A 22503-nucleotide genomic window follows, 5' to 3' on the forward strand; every position below is an offset into this window, starting at 1 on the left:
CTGGCGGCAGGGACTTTGCGACGCTATCTGGAGTTCACCTCGACGATCCTTGCGGATAATCTGCGCGCTCGCATCGAATATCATGGAAACGGACAATACGACCTGGGCGATCTCTGGCCCGGGGTGTTAGCCGCATGGAAGGCCCGTCTCAAAGAGGCGCGCGACTCCGCCTCCTCGTGGGGGAAAAATATTCAGGATGCCGAAGCGCTCCAGATAGAATCCAAAAAGCGGGTGGCGGCGACAAAGTCCGAAGAGTGGATGATCAACAAGGCGGTTCACTACAACGCCTGGGCGGACCTGCAATCGAAGGAATTCGCTGCGGTCGTGAGTTCGTTTCAACAATTGCTTCAACTGATGCAGTGCCCCAACACCGATTGCGGCGAATTCCTCTGCGTTTCGCCCATCAAGGGTGACAAGGAAGTGCTCCGCTGCAGTTGCAGCGCTGTCAGTCTCAACCTCATGCCGAAGAAGAACTGATGCTCCTTGCCCGGACCAGACCGTCGCTGACGCGTGTATGTGAACCTGTGGCCACGCACCCTCGAGGCCGGACCATGCGGTGAAGTTGGTCCGCTCGTCGCCCCGCGCCGGCTCTGGATCAACCGGCAGCGCCGATGACGGATCGCGATGATCGCGCATTTATTGTGGCCTGACACCGCTATGATGATGGGCGCTGCACCTGGGGTTGGTGCCGACGATAATGGCCGCAGGGGTTCAGGATCAGGCCGCACGCCGGTCGGCGGCCGGCTTCTGCGCGGGCAGAAGGCCACTGCATCGCGAACAGTGCATTCGCCGGACCGGCTGTCTTCGAAGCGATAAGCCGGCACCGGAGGACCGCTGCGACCAAAGGTTCCGGCTTGCGGGTCTCTTTGCCGCTTACCTATCACCTTATACGCCCGTGCTCCGGTCTGAACCTGATTGTGACAGAGTTCCCGGACATGGACTTGATGCCTTTGAGAGATGCGTCACGCGAAGCGTAGTGGCGGACCAAGTTGGTCAAGCGGTGCGGGCTCCAGCCGGGATGGCGATCTTCAGCGGCGCGCGCCAGTCCGCGTGCAATGGCGTAACTGGTCATCAGAGAGCCCGACGACGGTCCTGCCGTGTAGCTCACGCGTCATTTCAGGGCGTCACAGCCTAGACTATGATTCGGACCGGGAGTGCGGAATAACCGTGCACGAAGTTCGATGCAACACGCTCCGGATCGCCAACGACCTCGACCTCCATGCGTTTATTCAGTATCTCCTCCCAGAGGATTTTAAGCTGCAGCAGCGCGAGATGTCGACCAAGGCAACGATGGATGCCGTATCCGAACGAGAGATGTTGGCGCACGTTCTTGCGATCGATCGTAAATTTGTTGGCGTCCTCGATGACCTCATCGTCCCGGTTGCCAGAGATGTACCACATCACGACCTTGTCGCCTCGCCTGATTTGTTTGCCTCCCATGATGATGTCCGCGGTGGCGTTGCGGCGCATATGTGCGATGGGCGTTTGGTATCGAATAATCTCGGACACAGCGCTCGACACCAAGGCGGGATTATCTCGTAGCTTTCGTAGCTCGGAGGGGTGCTGGTTCATGAACAGCAGGCCACCGGTGATCGAATTGCGCGTGGTGTCGTTGCCCCCCACGATCAGTAGAATGAGATTGCCAAGAAACTCACGTGGCTCCATATGCCGAGTCCCGGACGAGTGCGCCATCATCGAAATGAGATCAAGTCGTGGCTCGGCATTTATCCGCTCCCGCCAAAGCCGAGTAAAATATGTCAAGCACTCGGACAGGATTGCGCTTCGCTTGCCCCAGCTGTCGATCGCCTGCCCAACCGTCGGCGCTGCAACGGCTACGTCCGACCAGTACGTCAGGAGCCGGCGATCCTCGAACGGAAAGTCGAAAAGTGTGGCCAGCATCTGCGTCGTCAACTCGATCGAGACCATATCGACCCAGTTGAAGGCTTCATTGCGCGGCAGGCCATCAAGGATTGTTCTAGCGCGACTGCGGATTAATCCCTCGAGTTTTTCCAAATTGTCCGGTGCGAGTATCGGACTTACGGTGTTGCGCTGCGCGGCATGTTTGGGAGGACCTGCCTTGATAAAACTCGGTGTCCAATGTTCCTCGGGCACGTCGAGGATCGTGACACCTTGCTCTGACGAGAATATTTTATGATTTGTATCGACGGCCACGATATCGCGGTATCTCGTTATCGACCAATATGGTCCGTATGGGCTGTCTTGGCAGTGGTGAACGGGATCTTCCCTTCGCAGCCGCTCGAAGCAGGGCCATAAGCTATCATCTTGAAATCGTCTAGGTTCGCTTACATCTAGATCGCTCAACGGGATGCCGCGCACATCTTCGCCTCCGCGCACGTTAAAGAGCGTTTTCATGACCGTGTCCTTTGGGACTTTTCTCTTTGGAGACCCCGATCTCGGCAGGTCGTAACCGCATGGAGTGCGTGCCGAGTGCTTCAGCTGGGAGGAGCTTCTCGCCGAAGCGGCAAAGAATATTCAAAAAACTCAGCGGCGCCCCCTACCAGTTCCGGCAGGAGCGAGATAGCCGCCACTTCGTCTATGCGAGCGGAACGCCGCCAGATGAGTCGGCCACGTCTCTTTGCGGAAGACTCGCGGCGGCCCGCTTGAATGTGGCTGCTGCGAAATAGGGGCTGACTTCGGCATGCTCAATCTCAAGAACGCGATCGGGCAGGGGACCGACGCGGTGGTCGCGGTCGCGCGTTCGATCAAACAGAAGATGGAGCTGTTTGGAGGGCGCTTGGGCAATGTTCCAGCGGCATGTCAAAGACCAAAGCAACAATTCCTTCGGCGCCTTGCGCGCCGTCAAATAACCAACTGATCCGATCCAAGCACGGCCTTGGCCGCCGCGGCTTCACCATTTACTATCCTCGCCGCTGGTGCTGCTAGGAACGCGCTCCCACTTTACTTCCTTGATAAAGGGCATCGTCTAGCTCGCTCGTGTGGTCAGGCGTGTGCTCCCGATCTGTGCCAGGAGCTCGTCAATAGTTAGGCACGGCGCCTCTGGCGCGACGCTCTGCGCTTCTCCAGCAGTACAGGGATCGGAACGTGCGGAAGTGAAAAGACGCCCCCGCCCGCCAGCCCGCCCTACACCCGGGAGGTGATGCATGCGCTGTTGCTGGAACACGTGACTGGGCAAGCGTGCTCGCACATCGTGGCGGTCGGCCGCTTGAAACGGATTCCTGGGTTGAAGCATACCGGAAAAGACAACTACGCCTGGTTGTTCAAGGGCGAGACGATTTTCTGCCTGGCGTCGGGCCCGAGCCTCACGGCGGAGATCTGCCAGCGTGTGCGCGGCCGGCGGTCGATCGCCATCAACTCGTCGGCCGTGCTGGCGCCCTGGGCGAGCGTGCTGTTCTTCACGGATTCCGGCTGGTACGAGCCGCGGCGCCAGCTGGTGGCGAACTGGGATGGCCTGGTGATCTCGATGTCGCAAGCGGCGAAGCGCGAGATGCCGGACAAGGTCAAGCGCGTACAAGGCGAGGGCGACCCCCAGGCGCTGCCGGGCTTCAGCCGCGGCCCGCACGTGATCCACCAAGGGAGGTCGTCTGGCCACACCGCGGTGAGCCTGGCGATCGCGCTCGGCGCGACGCGGGTAGTGCTGCTCGGCTATGACATGCGCATCGTCGCGGACCGGGAGCCCTGCCACGACGAGAAGGGCTCGGCCGGCGATTCCGAGATCTATCAGCGCGAATTCGTTCCGGGCTTTGCAGGCTGGGACGAGGCCGCACGCGCCGTCGGCGTCGAAGTCATCAACGCGACTGAAGGCAGCGCGCTGAAGCAGTTTCGGTTTGCGTCGCTCAACGACATCCTGAGATCGGCCGCTTAAGAAGATGGCGCAGCAAAATTTAAACATCGGGCTCTCCCGCGAGCAGATCCGGGCGGCAGTGCAGGCCGACTTCGTGGAGCTCTATGCCGCTTTGAATTCCGCGTACGGTACCAACCTGGTGCCGCGGCTTCTGAACAGCGGGCTTCTGACAGCCAGGTGCTGGACTTTACGCGGGCCAATTTTGCGGACCCGGCATTGCCGCTCGGAAACTTTAATTTCGGACGGGGACAACAGGTTGGAGGCCGTAAACTTTGGCGAGTACGTTGATCAAGGAATAAGCCACGTTCTCCGCATCAGCATCGAATAGAACGCGAACGGGGCAGTGCGGAGGCGTCTCGGTTGTCGGCCAGATGCGAGTAAGTCCCAGGGCTGAACCGTACTCCTCGATCTCCGGCATGGACATATCGAGTTCTGGGGCAAAGTAGTAGCTGTGAAAAAGCAGATTGCCGATCACACCGGTCGTGATTTGATGGTCGGGCCTTGCGTTGAGTGGTGAATGCTTCACGTCGTAGAGGGTTCCTGCAACGTGCGTGATGCGACCCTCTCCATCGGTTGGGGTTTATCTTCGCAATCCAGATTTCCCAGACGTCGATGGGATCTCTGGTTCTTCGGAAGGTATCACGCTGCTTGGAAGGGATCGCCGCTGTACGGGGGTCGCGGAATTCGTAGACCATTGTGAACATGGTGATCCATGCCGCCAGAGACCTTGAAGCCCAGCGATCTAGAGTGGGCCAAGTAGCCTGCAGAAAAGGAACGATGTGCGGCTTTGCTCTTCTCTGCAACCTGCTCATCCAGCCGCTGTTGCAACGTTCGCACACAAGGGATCGTGTCGGTTAGCATGTCGCCATTCCAAATCCGTTCGGCGTGCAAAGTCCCACTGAATGAAGCCGTGTGCATTCGCTTCGAAAAGGCTCGTGAGACGTAGGTTTGTATCCATTCGGCCCAAATGTGTTCGTGAGATAACGGCCCCCTCCGCAGAAAACGCATGTCTTGGGTGTTTCGCCTATCGACATCGGCCTAAGTATCATCTGGGGGCCCCTCCGAAGTGGCCACTAAAACACACGGGTCACTTCTCATCCAATCAGGGAGCCGCGCTGCGCGTATTCTCAAACAGCCGTTCACCCCTTTAGCCGCTTAAGCAACGCAACGCGCTCGTCGTTTAATTCGCGAAGATATTGAGCATTGGAAAGCTGCGTCTCCTGCCACTCGATGCGATCTTCCGCGGTCCAAAGGTAACACTCGCGATCGAAGCGTGCTTTTTCGGCATTACCGTATTCTGTGTAAAGTTTGATATCACGTTCCACCTGGTCCAGTTGTTCCTGGATAGTTCTTGGCATCAGCCGTTCCCTTGGCCTTGCCTCCAGCCGGCGTTAGTTTTCGGCGCAATCTATGTGGCTAGCAACATGCGGTTCGCTCTCCTCGGTAGTTAGACGCATAGTTTGTTCGTAAAGGTTATTCCGTAAGATTGTCTTCATCTGCGCGACTGTCGATGCGACTTGGTTCGCGCAATGGCAGTCCTTCCACTCCCTCAGGGAGAGTTGGCCAAAATACAACCATACTCGGAGTACAGAACAGAGAGCGGCGACACAGAGCGCCGGCCGACTGCTACGGCCCGACTGCGGCGGGGGTTTCTCCTCCTTTACCCCGCCGCGCCCGAAATCAGATCTGCTGCAAAACGGCGGGCGTCCTCTTCTTTCCTCGCGCAATCAAGGAACAAGACTTGACAGTTCAAATCGGCGTCAATGGCCACTCCATGTTCGCCTCCGGGGCGTACCGCCAGATCAATGACGAGGACGTCTTCAAGACGCTCGCCGCACATAAACTCAAACGATACCGCCTGACCATTCCTCTGGCGGCTGACACTGATCCATGGGTAGCGACGCGCTTCACCTCGATCGTGGGCCTTGCCGCCAACTATGGCGTCACGCTTGAACCTGTTCTGGCGCTTCCGCTAATGTGGGGCGACAAGACCGATGCCGGCAAGTATCCTGCCGGCGAAGCTGCTGCGATCTACTCCCAGGGCTACAATCGGACCCTGGCGCTTGTTCGCCAGTTCGCATCTTCAGTCGGCGACTGGGAACTTGGTAATGAGATCAATCTGACCGTCCGTGATGCCAACGGCTCTCCGTTGTTCGGCAAGGGGTGGGCCTCTGCCGAGTTCGCTGCATATCCGTCGATGGCCGACTTCGCCAATCTCTTGCGGGGAATGTCGGACGCGATCGAGCAGGTACGCCGCGACACCGGCAGAAACCTTCGGCGCATCGTCGGCACCACATCGACGATGTTCGGCTACATCGACTTCATGAAGGCGAATGGCGTCAAGGTCGATGTGCTCGGCTATCACTATTACGAGCATGCCGGCGTGGACCCGACGAACTACTGGGGCGGAGTTCGTCCCAATTTCAACCTGTTCACAAAGCTGTCGAGCTACGGCGTTCCAGTCGCCATCAATGAGATGAACGGCGCCGAGATCTACGACTCAACGTTCGTCAACACCTCGACGTCTGCGTCGATGTCGGCCTGCAACTCAAACCTGGATGCGATGCTGGCGAAGTTCTCTCAGTATTCGTTCATCGAGTGGATCGATCTCTACGAGCTGATCGACGAGCCGGACAAGACTGGTCCCGATGGTCGGTTCGGGCTGATGTTCAATCTGTCGACCTCGAAGCCGCTCATGTCGACGGTTGACAAGTATACGGGTGGACCCCAATAACAGCGGCGCTATTCCGGTGCAGATTTTCGGCTAGACTCCCTTCAGGGGTGAGCACATAGGGACTATCAACCTGTGGCATTTCTGCTAATGTTGTGGTCTAAAGCATTAATTGCAGTTCATTTGTTGGGAAACTCGCTCCTACGCCGGGAGGGTCCAGTGCCTGATGAACACGACTCCACTTTGCGCGATGCGCATTGGAAAATGTACTCAGAGAATTCGATCCAAGCGCGTCATCACGAGACGCAACGAGCGGCGGTAGCATCTACATTCATAGGCATTTCGGGCGCAGTCATCGCCTTCATGACTTCGGACAAGACGCTGAGTCCTTTGGACCTGCCGCCTGCACTGCTACTCGTTCTGCTCGGCATGTTCGGAGCAGTGTTTTCCGCGAAGCAATACGAGCGGATACAGCTACACACGCGGCGCGCACGGGGCTATCGTGATGCCTATGATGCGCTGCTTCCAGGGTCACCTCTGAGAAGCATCAGACGGATCGCGGATGATGACAACACGCGAGAATTTCCGAAACTGAGTGTTCTACGTCTGAATCAGTTTTGGATTGCGATGAACCTTGCGATCTCTGGACTTGGCGTTTGTCTCGTGATTGTGGCTCTATTCTTCCCGATTCGGGTCATAGCCCCGTAATGGTTCGTAGGTCGCCTTCTCGACGGTTGCCTTCACTCCCTTCAAGTCACTGAACCTCCAGAGGGGCGCAAAATTCCATGACCGCCATCCTCATCACGTCGTTGGTCGAGCGAAGTCATCTCAGCACCGGGAGAAGTCTTATTCTGCAATCACAATCTTCGAGCCGTTGCGGGTCGCCCGAGACCCGCCATGTCGAAGGCTTCGATTCGACCGGAACGAAGAAGAGAAGTGTATTCCGACAACATTGAATAGAGATTGAACCCGCCAATCGCAAAAGCACAGAAGGCAATGAACCACGCGCCGGAATCATGCGGCCAAGTCACAATTGCCCATATTCCTAGCCTGACCAACCCAGCATTGATCGCCAGGCGGACAATATTGGTGTGATTAAGGACATAAGCAACAACGGCAAAAAGGAATACTCCCCCAGCGATGAGGGCCACCAAAACGAAAAATGAAAAAAGGCCTTCGATTGGTGCGGGCATTTAACTTCCCCGCGCGGCTACCATGATGGATGAACACCGGTGCAAGGCGGAATTTCAGCACCTGCAGAACGAACTCAATCTCGCGACCGGCGCCGGGCCGACCGACATAGTAGCGCTTCAACACGCGGCCCGCCGGATGAGCGGCATCGCAGCCCGCCTCGAGGCTTTGGGTGGTGACGATTACTCACAGTGATACCTCGTCGTCTCCCGCAATCGTTTCTGTCACCCAGCTTGTCGTCGTAGCAAGCCATCTGGTGGTGCCTTGCGTGGCGCGCGGCGGTGCATCATGCTGTAACGCCGCGCTGATCTGGCTAAAATCAAACGCAATACACCTGGCGCCTTGCTGACGTATCTGGTCGAGCCCTACGAACCGGCGCTCGATGGCATGCCGCTGCTCAAGGCTGCGGCGGGCCACTGGACCGGCCGGTCTCGAAGATGGTCGTCACTGCCTCATCTGCAGTTCATACTTGTGACCAGTCGGGACATCGGCGATGTTGCTCAGCACGCCTGACATCGCCAAGCCGACCAAGTTGGTACCGCCGGAACATGCCGGGCGTGCTGGGAAGCGTGATCTGCCCGTTGAGAGAGCCGTCCATGGGCGAAGTTAGCACGATTGGTCTGGATTTGGCGAAGTCGCTGTTCCAGGTGCATCGGATCGATGTCACGCGGGCGGTCCTGATGAAGCGGGTAAGTCGGGCAAAGGTGCTGGAGTATTTTTGCCAGCAGCCACGTTGTTTGGTTGGGATCGAAGCATGACCGTCAGCGCATCATTGGGGCCGCGAACTTCAGGCGCTTGGACATACGGTCAGACTGACACCTCCGAGCTATGTGAAGGCCTACCTCAACCCCAGTAAGAACGATGCGAATGATGCGGCTGCAATCTGTGAGGCTGTGACGCGGCCGTCGATGCGTTTTGTCCCGGTCAAGAGACGACGGAGCAGCAGCCGTTTTGAGGCTGCACCGGACCCGACAATCGCTGGTGCGCCAGCCTACCAATGTTGAGCAATGCACTGCGCGGGCACCTGGCCGAACGCGTCGGCCAAGGGGCGCAACGGGACAGCGGAGTTACTAAGGAATATCGATTGTCGGGGGCGACAAGGAACGGAAGCTGTCGCTCGCGGCATGAGGCAGGCCGACTAGGAGACGGCAACACCAATAGATGAGCGCATGACGACTTAATGCAGATACCTCGTTCCGAGAATCGAGAGAACCCGTTTTCAGACGGTCAACGCCCGCTGGGCGAGGTAGAACATCGCGAAGGTGGAAATGATGAGGCTTGTCCGGAAGAACGACGCTCGCACTTGGACAGCAGAGTCAGTGTGCGTGGCTTGAGGATGGGCAAGTGACCCGATGAGGCAAGTTTCGCGCCTTATTACTCGAGCGTGGCGGACTTCCGTCCGCCAGCGCGGACGCGCTCTTGTGTCACATACCAGATTAGGTCAGCATGAAGAGTGCTGTACATAGCCGATCCGCGCTGGAAGATTGTGGTTGCCGACCGCGCGAAGAGAACCGCGATGTGGTTGCCGCGGCGCCTTGATCTGCTTTGATTCCGCTCGACGGACCAGATAGAAGAAAAGCGTAATGCAGTTTTCTGTGATTGCAGCTCTGGCCCCAACTAAAGTTTCTTTCCTTCTGGATCAGCCATGAGAAGGCTTAGTACCGGCGCCGGTTGCGCTAATCAGAGATGTCTTTCAGTGCTTCCACCAAAAGCCTATTGTCGTCTTCAGTGCGGCTTGCGATGCGCAAGAATCGTTTGCCATTCTGAAGAGTCTTGCCGCCATTGTGCCTGATCAATATCCGTCTATCTTTTAAAAGTGTTGAGGCGATCACGTCCCCATCCGGCCAATGGGGCGGGAGCTCGCAGAACACGAAATTTGCGTCGGGCTTCAGAACTCTCATTCCGTCGATGCTGCGCAGGTCTGCGTATAGTTTGTCCCTGTCGCTGCCCACCCTCATCCAACTCTGCTTTGCAGCGTGCGCCAGGTGAGGAAGCTTGCTTAGAAAAAACTCAGCAAACGTATTAACATTCCACGTGGGGAGGGCGGCTCTGATTTCGTCCATCGTCTGTACATTTGCTGATGCCGCATACCCGATCCGTAACCCGCATGTCCCGTAAATCTTTCCAAGACTTTTGAGAACGATCACATTGGGAAATTCCAGCAAGTGATTTTCCAGGCTTGCACTTCGCCCGAGCGCACTAAACTCGATAAATGACTCATCGATCAGTAGGAGTTGCTGTTGAGCTCGAAGCGCGGAAGCCAGATATAGTAGATCCGCATAGGAAACCATCCGCGAGGTGGGATTATTCGGCGATATCACGACTGCGCCGTCGACACCATTTGCACGCGCAAATGCTGCGTAGCGGTGCACATCGAGTTCAAAATCTGGCGGTGACAGGAAAAAGCGTGACAACCGCCCGGGCAAGGCTGTGGTTTCATAGGGATTGAAGGTTGGGACCGGGACAGCAATCCGCATACCCAGTCGGCCAAGGAGGATGGGAATCAGTTCAGCCACGCCATTGCAAATGACAAGATTATTAGCCGGCGTCTTCACCGCATCCGCAAGAAGCTGGACCAGCTGCGCATTAGGAGAGGGATAGCAAGTAATAAGCCGCGGTAGAGCGTTCTTAAGTTCGTCAAGGAACGCCTGCGGCGGAAAATATGGATTTACCAGAAGGACGAAGTCCTTGATGTCATATTTCCAATAGCCGCCGGGGAATCGGTTGACCAGGTCAGAAACCTCGTCCGGCCTAAGGGTTACGGCGATTTGTGCTGCGGTGTTCATGAGTGCGACTAGCTCAACATTTCAGGGCAAACGAAAATCGTAGGATGGTCGCGATCTCCCGACAAGCTCCCGGCGAACAAGCATCGAGCAGTGCCGATCCGTGCGGAGATGTTCTCGGCAACAAGTCTGGTGCACGCCGCGGTTGACGAGACTACACGTCATCATGTGAGCTGCATGGAGTGAAGCCTGCAAGCCCAAGAAGGCCAGTCGCTGGATCATACTTCCATCCGCAATCAAAAGGAGCGACTGGCTAAAACCACCGATGACGCGACGGCGAAGATGCTTATTGCCGTATACATTGTTGCGCTGAGTGGTGGCACGCGAAGAGGCGCGACATGCGCTATAGCGAGCAGCAAGAAGGCAATGTTCACGACGTCCGGAAATGCTTCAGCAGGAATAAGAGGCTTAAAAAGAAATAGAAGCGCCAGGAGCGGCACGTCGTATGATAAGGGGATGCCCAAGAACCGTCCATCACGCGACCTGCCAAAGTTCGCAAAGTAGCTAAGCCTTATTGCTCCCGTCACCAGTAGAGCGGTTGCGGTCGCAAACGCGACTTGTGAAGCTTGGCTGACTTGCACCACAACTGCCGCAGGCACAACGGCTCCATAGACGATATCTGCAAACCCGTCGAGGCTCGCTCCCATTTTTGCGACATCTGGATCCCGACCTTTCGTGCGACCTGCCACAAACCCGTCCACGTGGTCCGATAGAACAGCCCAAAGCGCCGCTGCCACAGATAGCTCCAGGCGGTCAGAGAGAGCTAAAAACAGGCTGGCGGAGGAAAAGAGAAGACCTGTGATCGTTATCGCGTTCGCTGGATCCCAAAGGTATTTCAGCATTGAACTCTCACCTCGTTTGCAAATCACGTCTCGCCGCGTAGGCATTCGTTCGGTCCTTGAAAATGCGCTCGGCAATCTCCAAATCGTCAGCATTATCAATTTCGTACCAGCTGAGGCCGTCGCATCGCGCCGCGGCGAGCTGTAGGCCTCGCCTCTCTATCAGATAACCCAAAAGTTCTTCAGTGTAGGTCTGCCTAGCTCCAGCGGCGATGATATCGTCCAGTGTCGGAACGATCGTTGCCTTGAGTGTCGGCGCCGAAAGCCGTAGGAGATTCATCGTCTTGAAAAGCTTTGGGCCATCCGCAACAAGATCTGCCGCGGTTTGCTTCAGTCGAAAACCTGAGATGAAGCCGTTCTGCGACAACAGGACGGCCGACCCTTCCATTGAATCATCGAAGGGAACGACTGCAGCTACGTCGGTCCCCCGGCAGATCATCAAGTGTCGCAGCGCATCCTCTTCGAAAAAGACGTCGCCCTCGAGAAGAAAGCAGTCTCCGGAGATAAGAGCGTCGCGCGCCAGCCACAAAGAATAGGCACTTCCGGTGCGGTCGAAGACGGTCGACTCGACATATTTGATTTTGAGCTCGCCAAAGTTGCTACCGCAGGCATATTGAATGGCGTCTTTGCGGTAACCCACCACGATCGTCACCTCTTCCACGCCGACAGCTTCCAGATTGTGCAGAGCGTTGTGAAGAATCGAAGTGCCGTTGACCTCGACCAGCGACTTCGGCCGCAGATCTGTCAGAGGACGCAGGCGAGAGCCGCAGCCAGCGGCCAGAATGATGGCGTTCTTGGGAGCATCGGTCACAGTTTAGTTCCTTTTTCGTCGCGCCTCTAAGGTGAAACACCGACGGACTTCTTCGGGCGCCAGCTTAGGCGTGCTGAAGCGAGATCAGGTCTGCCGGAGCCATCTGAAAATGGAGCCCAAGCGTTAAGACAGACAAATGGTTCTCGTCGGTCCTTTCACCAGAGAGAAGGGAGGCGCTGGATCCGGTGCCTCGAGCTGCCGAGATGGCAAACTGCGCATTTCGGTTGAGTGAGGCGGGCTACGCTATCTCAGGACATCTCAGTGCAATGATTAGGCATTTGAGATTGCAGTCGAACTTGGCCAGCTAGGAGGAAGTCCAGGACAGTAGGTGGACAACGAAAATGCGCCCCTGTGTCGACGAAACCCTATTTGCGCAGTTCAGCGTCGGGACGCAAATATCGCGTTTCCGCACGGGCGAGTTCGTCGTACTTGAACAGTTCGAAGACTTCCTCGAGAGTAGCGATGTGCGGCTCAATGCTCGCGGTGCTTTCCTCAGCGATGATGCGACCGCAGACTTGACGCATTGCCGCTATTGCCGCTCGCATAGACTGGTTGGCCCAGATCACCGTAGAGATGCTGGCGTTTCGGTATACAGAAATCGGTGTTCGATAGTATTTCGTCGGAACGATCACGACCGGCAGTCTGTTCTGCCAAGCGCGCGCGAACGAAAGGACTTCGTCCGCGGTGCTCCTTCGCGAATGAATGAGGATCGCGTCGGCTCCCGCGTCGGCGTAGGCGTGAGCGCGCGAAAGTGCTTCGTCCATCTCATGCCCAGCGATCAACGCCTCGATCCTTGCCACCAAGATCAAGTCGTCCGCGACTGTATCCTTCACTGCCCGGAGGCGGCCAGAGAATTCGTCGATATCGGCGAGGGGGTGCCGATGCCCAACAAACGAGTTCATCTTAGGAAAGCAACTGTCCTCGAGCGCCACGCCGGCTGCTCCACGCTGACGGAGCCTGCGTGTCACGAGGCGCGCATTGTTGAAATTCCCGAAGCCGCCATCTCCGTCAACGAGCACAGGCAGTCCGCTCGAGTCCACGATCCGCTCGACTACATCTACGAGTTGGCTCCACGACGCTTCGTTGGCATCGCGGTAGCCCAGGGAGCAGGCAATTGACAGGCCGGACGCCCAGAGGCCTTTGAACCCCGCGCGCTCAGCGATTGCGGCGGAGAGACCATCATGCGCTTCCATGAGGAACGATAGCTCTCTGCGGCAGCAGATTTCGGCCCGCAGCATTTCAGCAGGTGAGGAACCAGCGGATTGATCAGGGCCGTTGGCGCGAACAGATGCTAATCGGTCTTGCATGCCAATTCCTTGTGATGACGGGCCTAACGTGTAGACCGGCCGTTTCATCAATCGATAGGTGACATGCTTCCGTCATCTAGATCAATTGCGAGGGTTGGTAGTTGACCGCGCCCGCAAACCTGCTCCGTGTCGGAGTGCTCAAGAATCATCTTCCGCGTGGTCAATCGCTATGTCGGCAACTTGCAGCCCATGCCGAGCGTCTTCCCCAGCTATCCCGCGCCTGTGATCCGTAATCAACCGAAGCCTAGGACTGAGACGCGCGCTTAACTTTCACGCACGTTTCGTTTGAATGTAGGGCGCCGCGGTCTTGCCTGTCCTGCCACGTGCGAGGCTCGGCTTGTGGCGGCTTCAAACACACCGCAATACGTCCGTCGAGTTGCCATAGCTCGATGTCGTTGGCATCAACTAGCTGCTGAGCACGTTCCCGTGCTTTTTGCTCGTCGGCACACTGCAAATTGGCCATGCTTATAACGTGGCGGTCGTGATCCAAAAGGTAAGCTCGGTAGTGCGCCATCCCCTCCCCAAGAAATTGACCGGGCCCAGACCCTCGCTGGCTTGATCATCGGACCATCACCTCAATCCTTCAATGAGCGTTCTCCGGCCGAGCGCATCGTTCGCCGTCAGAAGCGAACCGCCAAGCATTGCCAAGTAGTTTGGCAACTCGCAATCGGGAAGCGCGTTCATATTGCGCACAAACGAGGCGACCGAGTTCCTAACATCAGCTCGGTCGAGATAATCGAAAGCCCGCTGCTTGCACCGCTCGACATATTTGTCGCGCGTCATCTCAATTAATAGGAAATGTTCCATTTCGTCTCCCCAACCGATGACTGCTTCCAATAGTGAAGTTGGAGCCGAGCGGATTTGGCCCGTCTGTCCGAGGGGCGACAAGCGGCTGCGCTTTTGTTCGCAAATGGTAACTGTCCAGGTGGCCGTTTGTATTCTCTTGACTGACCACATGTGTTTGTGAGTCAAGGTATGGGTGACGCCGCCAAATTCCTCATTGTCTGTGGACGCCCTGCTGGCCCTGATTGGGGAGTTGCAGGAGCGCAACCTGATGTTGGAGCAGCAGAACGCATTGCTGACGGTGCGTGTGGCCGATCTGGAGCGTCGGCTTGGTCTGGACAGCTCCAATAGCAGCAAGCCGCCTTCGAGCGATGGACCGGGCCAGGCTTCTCGCCGGACACAGAGCCTGCGTGAGCGAGGGTTGAAGAAGCCCGGCGGCCAGCCCGGCCATGCAGGCAAACACTTGAAGCGGTCCGAACGGGTCGATCATACGATCATGCATCGCCCTGTCAGATGCGGGCGCTGCCGAATGGCGCTGGAGGGTGAACTGCTGGAACTTGTCGGCAGCCGTCAGGTGTTCGATCTGCCGGCGCCGGCGCCGCTGCTCGTCACGGAGCATCAGCTTTATCGTTGCAAATGCAGCGGCTGTGGCGCGGTCACGACAGGATCGTTTCCACCCGAGGTAAGGGCGCCGGCGCAATATGGCGTCCGGTTGGCCGCTGTGGTGACCTATCTGTCGGCGGGACAGTTTCTGCCTGAAGATCGGCTCGGGCAAATCCTCTCCGATCTGTTTGGCGTGACCATCTCGGCCGGCACGATCGGACAAATGATCGCCCGGGCTGCCAGCCGGACGCAGGATTTCGCTGCGGCAGTCTGCGAGCAAATCCGCCGGGCACCGGTCAAGCATTTGGATGAGACCGGGTTTTGGGTGGGCGCCACGCCGCAATGGCTGCATGTCGCGGGCACCGCCGGGATCAATGGGCTGGTGCATTATCGCGTCTCACCCAGGCGCGGCGAGGTGCTGACGCAAGCGGCGCATATCGTTGTGCACGACCATTGGACATCCTATTTTCAGATGTCCGGTGTCACGCATGCGCTGTGCAATGCGCATCACCTGCGCGAGTTGACGGCGCTGGTGGACATCGATGGCGAGGCCTGGGCCCGGCGCATGCGCGGGTTGCTCCGCTGCCTGTGCCACGAGGTCAATCTGGCGTCAGAGCATCCAACCGACCAGACAGGCGCGCTGCGTCCCAACAGAATCCGCGCCGCCGAGCGACTTTATGACCGCATTATCCGCGCCGGTATCGCCTGGCACGAGGCGCTACCCGCGCTGCCTCGCGACATCAAGCGCGGGCGGATCAGACGGCGCACGGGCCATAATCTCCTGTTGCGCCTCAAGTTACATAAAGAGGCGGTGCTGCTGTTTCTGCACAACTCGGCGGTGCCGTTTACCAACAACGAGGCCGAGCGCGATGCTCGGATGATGAAATTGCGGCAGAAGATCTCTGCCGGCTTCCGCACCTCACAAGGCGCAGACAATTTCGCCACGCTTCGCACCCTGATCGGTACCGCTCGAAAGCGCGGATGGAACATGCTCGAAACATTGTCCCGATGCCCCACACAACTCATCCACAAACTCAGCGTCGCCTAACCGAGCAAACGGACCTGGGCAGTTACCGCAAATGTGGGAATTAGGACAGAGACACACATCGCGACCGCACTGTCGGCGCCGGGCGGAATCCAACCCAGATACCGGGTCCGACGGCGCAGGTTTTCTGACGCGCGAGAGCTGTCAATCGCTGCGCCTCCTGCTTTGACCATTCGCGTGGCCTTTGACATAGCCGGGGCTCGATCGCCATGTCACCTCAGTAAGGAAGAAGGCACGCGAGCTCGGATTGCTACTCCAGAAGCAGGCCGACCCCTCGCAACTCCCTGCGAAGTGAAATCATTCAATGTGGAGCATCGCGCGCCACCGCCACCTGCGCGTAGAATGGCGTAGGCCGCTTCAAATGGAGTTCGAGAATCTCCTTGGCAGCCGCGGGGCGCCATGCCGCGAACGATGTCGTCAGGGCTGAACGCCTGGATCGGGTCTTGGTCGTGTAAAAACACTGTTGCATGACGCGGACCAGCGCGGTTGAGCTCAGGCTACCGCAATCCGATCAATTTGGGCAAATTTTACGGCCACTCGACCAGAACTCATCCTGACGCAATGTCGGGCTCTTTCACGCGCCCGATGACTCGCAAGGCGCGCGCCAGCGCCCGTATCACGCCCTTACCGCCGCCAGCAGCGGTTTCATCGCGACGATGTTCAGCACGCGTGTCAGATTGTAGCCGAGCACGCACAGCGCCATCTCGGTCGCTACTTTCGGCAGCGTCACGCACAAGAAGTGCGTCGCGCCCATGCGCATCTTCAGTGTGCCGAACGGATGCTCGACGGTCTCGCGGCGTGTGCGCATGGCGTTTAGATTCTTGTCGAGCCGCGCCTGAGCGCGTTCGAGAACGTCCTCGTGCACCCACCGCTTGATACGACGTTGCGGGCTCGGCGTGCACTTCGATTTGAGTGGACAGGTTTTGCAGGCGTTCGTCCAATAGTTGCGCAGCTTCTGGCCGTCTTCCTCGCTGGTATAATAATATTTGAGTTGCTTACCGGCCGGGCAGCGATAAACATCCTCATCTGGCAGATAAGCAAAGTCCTGTTTGCCGAAGCGCCCAGAAGCCTTCGCACCCGATGTCATCGGCTTAGGCAACGTCACCGTGATGCCAGATTGCTCGCACGCCAGGATTTCGTCGCCCTTGAAAGTAGCCGCGATCGGCGACAACATCGAGCGTGTCGGCCTCAAGAATGGCTTTGGCCTGCTGTGCTATGTTTGCAAGTTGTGACCGGTCTGAGCCACTTGTTGTCACCTCGTGCGCGACGATCAGATGGTTTTCTGTATCGACCGCCGTCTGCACGTTGTAGCCGACGATGCCGGAACCACGGCCGCTCGTGGCCATCGAACGGCTGTCAGGATCCGTGAACGATATCTGCTGATCGGGCGACGCCAGAACCTGTTTTTCAATGGCTGCGAGTTTCGCCATTTCAACGGCCAGATTTTCGAGCCCCTTCTTTGATCCGCGTCTTTTTTAATTCCAGCGTTTCCGACGACTCCTGCCGGTCGGCGATATCGAGCTGAGCGAGATAGCGCGCAACACTCTCTTCCAATTGCGTGCGCCGCCGCTCGACTTTGCCGCGCGTGAAGTTCTTATCGCGATTATTGACTGCTTTGAATTTGCTGCCGTCGATGGCGACGCTGGCTGCCGCGAGCAACCCCATCTTGCGGCACACCTCGACGAAGCGCGCGCAGACTTTTCTGATGCCGAGACCATTGTCCTTGCGGAAATCGGCAATCGTTTTGTGATCGGGCGCAAGCCGGGCGAGCAGCCACATCACTTCGACGTTGCGGCCAGCTTCACGCTCGAGCCGGCGGCTCGAATCCACACGGTTGAGATAACCATAAATGTAGAGCTTCAAGAGCGCGGCCGGATGATACGACGGCCTACCTGTGCCGGCAGGCTCAACGCCACCGAACCCAAGTTCAGCCAGATCGAGGGCCGCAACGAAGGCGTCGATCACGCGAACCGGATTGTCATCTAAAACCCAGTCATCCAGGCATTCCGGCAACAAAGTCGATTGCCCGCGATCAGCCCCTTGAACGAAGCGACTCATGCCCAGCCCCCGCCGATTCAGTGCGGGAATCATAGCAGACAAGGCGTTTTCACACAGCCAGGGTCAAAAGGGGCGGTCAAAGGCGTTGGGAGGTCAAGTCCGGTTTACCCGTCATAGCTGATGGGCCCAGCTTGGCTCATGCTCCTTCACATCCGAGCGAAGCTCCTGCGGCCGGCCACCAAATCGGCCAGAATTCCTTCAGTCGGCTCTCTGCTTTGACGCACGCCGGGAGGCCGCCGCGACCCCCAGTTCGCCTGCCGCGCAAGCAAAGGGAGCGGTTTGCAAAGAAAGCGATGGGATGCCGCAGCCTACACTACACGCGAACTATAAAACGTTGACCGTCCCCCATGAGCTTCTGTTGATGATCGCGAGTGTCAAACCGTTTGATGAGTTGCGTCTCGAAATTGCCCACCAAAACGAGGGGGCGACAGCATACTTGGTGTGGAGCAAGTGTGCTTTGCGAGCGCCGTCTGCCAGGCTGCTCGCAGAGAAGGACAGTCGGATGATTGCGCCGATTCGACGGAACTGGAATCCAAAAGACATTTTCGATGAGTTGACGCCGGCGATGTTCACGGCCGGACCATCGACTGTGCGCGCACGTCGGGACAAGTTGTGGCCAGAGTTGTATACTGAATACGATGCGAGGCACTTAAAACAAGAAGTGTTCAACCGGAATCTGATCGCCACCAACGAAGCTGAGGCGTTTATTAGTGCCTGGGCCACGGACGAAGAGCGTCACACCGATAGTTTCATCCGGATCATGGAGCTTGTCGCTGGTGAATCCGAAAAAGATCTTCGAGACAGATTGGAGGCTCGATCGCATAGTTTTTCTGCAATCAATGAATACTTGAAGGACGAATTCTCTCTGATCGTTATGATCGCATTTGATGAGATGTGTACTTGCCGCGCCTATGCTGCGGATAGAGAGTTCTATGCCGGACTTGGCAGCAGCTTCCTTCGTTGCCTGAGAGAGGTGGTTGCCGACGAGGCAGTTCACTCGATGAACGCTGTTAATGTTCTCCGTGCCCGTTACTGCGAGCGAATTCCAGAAATCGGCGAGATTCTCGACAGCCTAATCCGCAGCGTGGGCGATGATCCGGACTATACAGGCACCTTCGTACTGGATTACTTCGGCGAGAATTACACGAAGCAGATGTTTGTCAACTGCCGCGCCGCTGTCCTGAGAAACGTCGGTAAGCCGCTAACAGCCGCAGTGACAGATTGAAGCGTCGGCGCGCAACTAGACAGACGAGCGCTCATCTCCCGTCAGTGCCTCAGAAGTGCATGTGTTGGTCGGCCAGAGCGGATTCGGCTCACAAAGGATTCAGACAGCCTGCATGCGCTGTCCTTGAACGTTTTCGCTCGTTCCCAGTTTTCAGTTTATTGGCAAGCGACACGCAATAATGAGCGATCAGCGGTGCCTTGCACAAGGGGCACCGGTCTCACGTCAAGAGAAAAAGCCAATCAGGCAATCGTCACGAACAATTAAGCCAAATGGCGCTGTCGGCTTTCCTCCTGTTGTCGCGAATTCTTCAACGCCCGCGCTCGAGGCAGCTATCCCAATTCTCTCAAGTCATTGTCGTTAAACCCGATTTTTTGGAGCGGTGCAACTGGTACGACCCTTGCTGTTCTCATCCCTAGGTTCTCTCCCTTCCGGAGATGCGTATGCAAAGTGCCCTCTGCACCAAGCAGAATTTCCGACTGCCGGCATATCGGGGTATCCCCCCGACGAACATCGTCTTGCACCACGAGGGCCGGTCGCGCTCAACCCTTAAGAATTGTTCGCGTCGGAGGCGTGCGACTAAGCCACCCAGACGTCGCGCATTGTTCATGCAAGAAGCCAAACTTGCGCGGCGAGTCTGTTGGACTGCTCATCGACCCGGCTCTCGTCGGTGCCGGCGCGGTGAAGATCAGTTGGGGGCTGACGATGCAGATCCGTAGATCGTGCACGACCTTGGCCCACTTCTTTTCATGCTCGCCAGCAAGCCGAACATCCGCGGTGACACAGGGCTCGTTGAGCTCGGGACCACGGAGCGGCTCGGCGACGGATTGGAACTTGCCTCCGCTTAAAACAAGCTCAATCGAGCGGCGCAATATCGACCTCTTGGGTCAGCCCGCTGAGGCGCCCAAAATGGATCTTTTCAGCTTCACCGAATGCGCGACGCGAACGCAATCCCTCCGATCGCTTTTCGAGCTTCTTGTGAGCTGTGCCAGCGACGAAGGCTTCAGCGAAGTCTCTTACGGAGCGCTCAATTTCGCGGAGCCACTTCGCCTACCGGAGTATCCGCCGCCCGCCGTGGCCGTTAAGTGGCCGCCCGAGTGGTGTGAACGATATTTTAAGCGAAAGTACCACAAAATCGATCCGGTGGTCCGGCGGACACCGACGCTTTCGCGGCCGTTTCTGTGGGATCAACTCGCCGAGCAATATCAACTACAGCCCGACGAAAGGCGCGTACTTGATGAGGCCAGAGAGGCCGGTCTCAAGCACGGCATGAGTGTACCATTGTTTGGGCCATTAGGTCGATTATCGGTCGTATCGTTTGCATCTCGGTTCGACGATGCCGATCCTCAACATTCCAAAGGCCATCTGAACGCACTAGCCTGGCACTTTCACACCGCTTGTGTGGAGATCAAACGTCCGGCGGAAGATAACTGCAATATGAGAGTTGCGCTATCACAGCGGGAATTAGATTGTCTAGGGTGGGTGGCAGAGGGCAAATCGTCATGGGAAATCGGGAGGATATTACAAATTAGCGAGAATACGGTGAACTTTCATCTTAAGAACGCGATGCGAAAGCTGGGCGCGACCAGCCGGATCCAAGCCGTCATTGTGGCGATCCGCCTCAATCTTATTTTTGATGTCCATGCTGCGTGAGCATCTTGATGGACGACGATTGTACCCAAGGCGCTGACATTCGGCGCCGATCGAGCCGTTCTGCTCACTGACCGGCGCTTCGCTGGTTCTGATACTCTGGTGATAACTTACGCATTGGCAGCCGCCATCCGAAAAGTTCGTAAGGAGCATGGACCGCCGACTTCATCTTTACCGGTAAGCAAACCATCGACGGTGACACCGCCCAGGTGGGACCCGGGATTGCGAAGCGGCTTGGGATGCTACGGCTGACCTACGTCGGCAAGATCAGAGCACTAGACCTAACCGTGCGCACAATCCAAACGGAACGACGTGCCGAAGGCGGTGTCCAGGTTCTGCTTACCAGCCCGTATCTCATTACGATTCTCGAGGCCACCACCAGATTCGCCGCGGCGCCATGGCCGGATGCGCTACGAGCCGCCCGCGCGCCAATCGTGAAATGGAACGCACAGGACGCGGGTCTCGAGGACCTTTCCAAATGTGGTCTGGCCGACCGTGATCAAGTGAGTCTTCGCTCCCTCGGCGCGCGCTGACAAAGCGATGCTGGTGGAGGCTTCCGAGCAGCCGCCGCAAGCTTTGATCTACGCGATCTTCAAGCACCAGCCAAAGCTTGAAGCGGAAGTTGCCGCACCGGTCCGCGAGTAATCTGGGCAGCTTTGTGGGCGCTTTCAGGCATGCGCGTCGCTGCACAATTCCGAGGCTCTAACCGCTCCTGGATAAGAACTCGACGGCAGGGCCGCGGCAAGCGCGCTCCCGACAAGAGGAAATTTCTCGGCGCGGGTCTTACGTCTTCAAGTCCGCGGCCCGTCTGGAAGGACCTCGACGCAAGGAATGGGTATTGAGTCGGACTGCGTCAGGTGCAGATTGACAAACTCGAACGGCGAAGTCCCCTATCGGCCAATACTAATTAGGCGCGCACCTTCGTTTGGGCCTCGTCCGTCCAGAGCCGATGCTTCGGCCATCAGTGTGAAGGCTTCGCTGGAGAACAGGAAGACATGGACGGTAGAGGTTTTCAGTCATGCTCTGCGTCGTTATGAGTTCTGAAAAACGCCACGCTCCTGCAGAACGGGCAGCAGCTTATGATGGTCCTCGATGAGATAATCCGGCTGCGCCGCTCGCAGACGCGTCTCGGAAACAAATCCGCCCGTAATGGCTACGCTGATCAGGCCAAGTTCGCGTGCAATATCCGTTTCGACCGGCATGTCCCCGATGATGAACGTTGAGCTGGGGTTCAGATTGTATGCTCGCATATACAGACGAAGCCGCTCTCCTTTGCTTGTGCCTTTATATTGAGTAGCGCGGCTTTCAAAAGCCAGAACCTCCGCGACACAATCGTCGATTCCATGTCTTCGTAATTGGGTAATAAGGGGATCGACTATATGGTTACTGACAATAATGCTGGGAACCTCTTGTTGACGTGCCGTTTCCAAAATGCAACGCGCGCCTTCGCGCAGTTCGGCTTTGCTCGCCAGCGGTTCGTAAGTGTCGTGAAAAATAGCGCTGTCATGGCTATCGACCTTTTCGATTTCACTCTCCGACATTCCTAGATTGCGGTAAAAAACCGAAAGTGGAACATCGAAATGATCCCGAAAAGTGTGCATGTCGATGGCAGCTCGGCCGAAGCGGTCCAAAATGGTGTTCGTCGTTTGTAGCAAGGCGTCGGCGTCGTCGAGGAGAGTGCCGTTCCAATCGAATACAAGAGCAGGTTTCATCATGG

Annotated in this window: 18 protein-coding genes and 3 pseudogenes; 10 read left to right on the forward strand and 11 right to left on the reverse strand. The window is 57.2% G+C overall.

From position 1 onward, the window contains the following. Window positions 1-15: 15 nt before the first annotated feature. Window positions 16-477, forward strand: a complete 462-nt coding sequence (locus tag IVB24_RS10155; RefSeq protein ID WP_247772815.1) for a hypothetical protein — start codon at window positions 16-18, stop codon at window positions 475-477. Between the two features lie 654 nt (window positions 478-1131). Here the strand turns inward: IVB24_RS10155 and IVB24_RS10160 are convergent. Beyond that, on the reverse strand, window positions 1132-2373 hold the full coding sequence (locus IVB24_RS10160; RefSeq protein ID WP_247772816.1) for a cytochrome P450: 1242 nt from the start codon (window positions 2371-2373) through the stop codon (window positions 1132-1134). An 829-nt stretch (window positions 2374-3202) separates the two neighbouring features. Between IVB24_RS10160 and IVB24_RS10165 the strand changes: the two genes are divergently transcribed. Continuing rightward, window positions 3203-3844 carry a hypothetical protein gene (locus IVB24_RS10165; RefSeq protein WP_247772817.1) on the forward strand — a complete coding sequence of 214 codons (642 nt, stop codon included), beginning with the start codon at window positions 3203-3205 and terminating at the stop codon, window positions 3842-3844. Window positions 3845-4055: 211 nt separating this feature from the next. Here the strand turns inward: IVB24_RS10165 and IVB24_RS10170 are convergent, their stop codons facing one another. Together IVB24_RS10170 and IVB24_RS10175 are read right to left on the reverse strand one after the other, a co-directional pair. Then, window positions 4056-4349, reverse strand: a complete 294-nt coding sequence (locus IVB24_RS10170; RefSeq protein ID WP_247772818.1) for a hypothetical protein — start codon at window positions 4347-4349, stop codon at window positions 4056-4058. 613 nt (window positions 4350-4962) lie between these two features. Next, window positions 4963-5181, reverse strand: coding sequence for a hypothetical protein (locus tag IVB24_RS10175; RefSeq protein WP_247772819.1), 219 nt, complete (start codon window positions 5179-5181; stop codon window positions 4963-4965). A gap of 383 nt (window positions 5182-5564) precedes the next feature. On the opposite strand from IVB24_RS10175, the gene IVB24_RS10180 reads away from it, so the two are divergent. Together IVB24_RS10180 and IVB24_RS10185 are read left to right on the forward strand one after the other, a co-directional pair. After that, window positions 5565-6557, forward strand: a complete 993-nt coding sequence (locus IVB24_RS10180) for a hypothetical protein (protein ID WP_247772820.1) — start codon at window positions 5565-5567, stop codon at window positions 6555-6557. A 156-nt stretch (window positions 6558-6713) separates the two neighbouring features. After that, the gene (locus IVB24_RS10185; protein WP_157642934.1) at window positions 6714-7202 is read left to right on the forward strand and encodes a hypothetical protein; all 489 of its coding nucleotides are present in this window, start codon (window positions 6714-6716) and stop codon (window positions 7200-7202) included. Window positions 7203-7351: 149 nt separating this feature from the next. Here the strand turns inward: IVB24_RS10185 and IVB24_RS10190 are convergent, their stop codons facing one another. After that, window positions 7352-7687 (reverse strand): hypothetical protein, encoded by a 336-nt coding sequence (locus tag IVB24_RS10190; RefSeq protein WP_247772821.1) that lies wholly within the window; start codon window positions 7685-7687, stop codon window positions 7352-7354. A gap of 22 nt (window positions 7688-7709) precedes the next feature. On the opposite strand from IVB24_RS10190, the gene IVB24_RS10195 reads away from it, so the two are divergent. Both IVB24_RS10195 and IVB24_RS10200 read left to right on the forward strand, forming a co-directional pair. Then, window positions 7710-7880, forward strand: a complete 171-nt coding sequence (locus IVB24_RS10195; protein ID WP_247403243.1) for a hypothetical protein — start codon at window positions 7710-7712, stop codon at window positions 7878-7880. A 401-nt stretch (window positions 7881-8281) separates the two neighbouring features. After that, window positions 8282-8709, forward strand: a pseudogene (locus IVB24_RS10200) (transposase); the annotation flags it as partial. Between the two features lie 652 nt (window positions 8710-9361). On the opposite strand, the gene IVB24_RS10205 reads toward IVB24_RS10200, so the two are convergent. The 5 genes from IVB24_RS10205 to IVB24_RS10225 form a co-directional block, all read right to left on the reverse strand. Continuing rightward, entirely contained in the window at window positions 9362-10471 is a 1110-nt protein-coding gene (locus IVB24_RS10205; protein WP_247772822.1) for a histidinol-phosphate transaminase, read from the reverse strand. A 233-nt stretch (window positions 10472-10704) separates the two neighbouring features. Further along, complete coding sequence (locus IVB24_RS10210) at window positions 10705-11310, reverse strand: CDP-alcohol phosphatidyltransferase family protein (RefSeq protein WP_247772823.1); 606 nt, start codon at window positions 11308-11310, stop codon at window positions 10705-10707. 7 nt (window positions 11311-11317) lie between these two features. Then, window positions 11318-12118 (reverse strand): phosphocholine cytidylyltransferase family protein, encoded by an 801-nt coding sequence (locus IVB24_RS10215; protein WP_247772824.1) that lies wholly within the window; start codon window positions 12116-12118, stop codon window positions 11318-11320. Between the two features lie 365 nt (window positions 12119-12483). Continuing rightward, complete coding sequence (gene aepX, locus IVB24_RS10220; RefSeq protein ID WP_247344930.1) at window positions 12484-13356, reverse strand: phosphoenolpyruvate mutase; 873 nt, start codon at window positions 13354-13356, stop codon at window positions 12484-12486. A gap of 639 nt (window positions 13357-13995) precedes the next feature. Beyond that, window positions 13996-14232, reverse strand: coding sequence for a hypothetical protein (locus tag IVB24_RS10225; RefSeq protein WP_247772825.1), 237 nt, complete (start codon window positions 14230-14232; stop codon window positions 13996-13998). A gap of 172 nt (window positions 14233-14404) precedes the next feature. Here IVB24_RS10225 and IVB24_RS10230 point away from each other — a divergent pair, with 172 nt between their 5' ends. Then, window positions 14405-15859, forward strand: a complete 1455-nt coding sequence (locus IVB24_RS10230; protein ID WP_247772623.1) for an IS66 family transposase — start codon at window positions 14405-14407, stop codon at window positions 15857-15859. A gap of 613 nt (window positions 15860-16472) precedes the next feature. On the opposite strand, the pseudogene IVB24_RS10235 reads toward IVB24_RS10230, so the two are convergent. Further along, window positions 16473-17914 (reverse strand): annotated as a pseudogene (locus tag IVB24_RS10235) (IS1182 family transposase). Between the two features lie 358 nt (window positions 17915-18272). Here IVB24_RS10235 and IVB24_RS10240 point away from each other — a divergent pair. The 3 genes and pseudogenes from IVB24_RS10240 to IVB24_RS10250 form a co-directional block, all read left to right on the forward strand. Next, window positions 18273-19139: a hypothetical protein gene (locus IVB24_RS10240; RefSeq protein ID WP_247772826.1), complete on the forward strand. Its 867-nt coding sequence runs from the start codon at window positions 18273-18275 to the stop codon at window positions 19137-19139. 906 nt (window positions 19140-20045) lie between these two features. Next, window positions 20046-20789 carry a LuxR family transcriptional regulator gene (locus tag IVB24_RS10245; RefSeq protein WP_247772827.1) on the forward strand — a complete coding sequence of 248 codons (744 nt, stop codon included), beginning with the start codon at window positions 20046-20048 and terminating at the stop codon, window positions 20787-20789. 21 nt (window positions 20790-20810) lie between these two features. Then, a pseudogene (locus tag IVB24_RS10250) lies at window positions 20811-21431 on the forward strand (nitrogen fixation protein FixA); the annotation flags it as partial. Between the two features lie 386 nt (window positions 21432-21817). Here the strand turns inward: IVB24_RS10250 and IVB24_RS10255 are convergent. Continuing rightward, a complete protein-coding gene (locus IVB24_RS10255) occupies window positions 21818-22501 on the reverse strand; it encodes an HAD hydrolase-like protein (RefSeq protein ID WP_247772828.1) in 684 nt (227 codons plus the stop codon). Window positions 22502-22503 lie beyond the last annotated feature (2 nt).

The organism is Bradyrhizobium sp. 192, assembly GCF_023100965.1.
GTDB lineage: Bacteria > Pseudomonadota > Alphaproteobacteria > Rhizobiales > Xanthobacteraceae > Bradyrhizobium > Bradyrhizobium symbiodeficiens.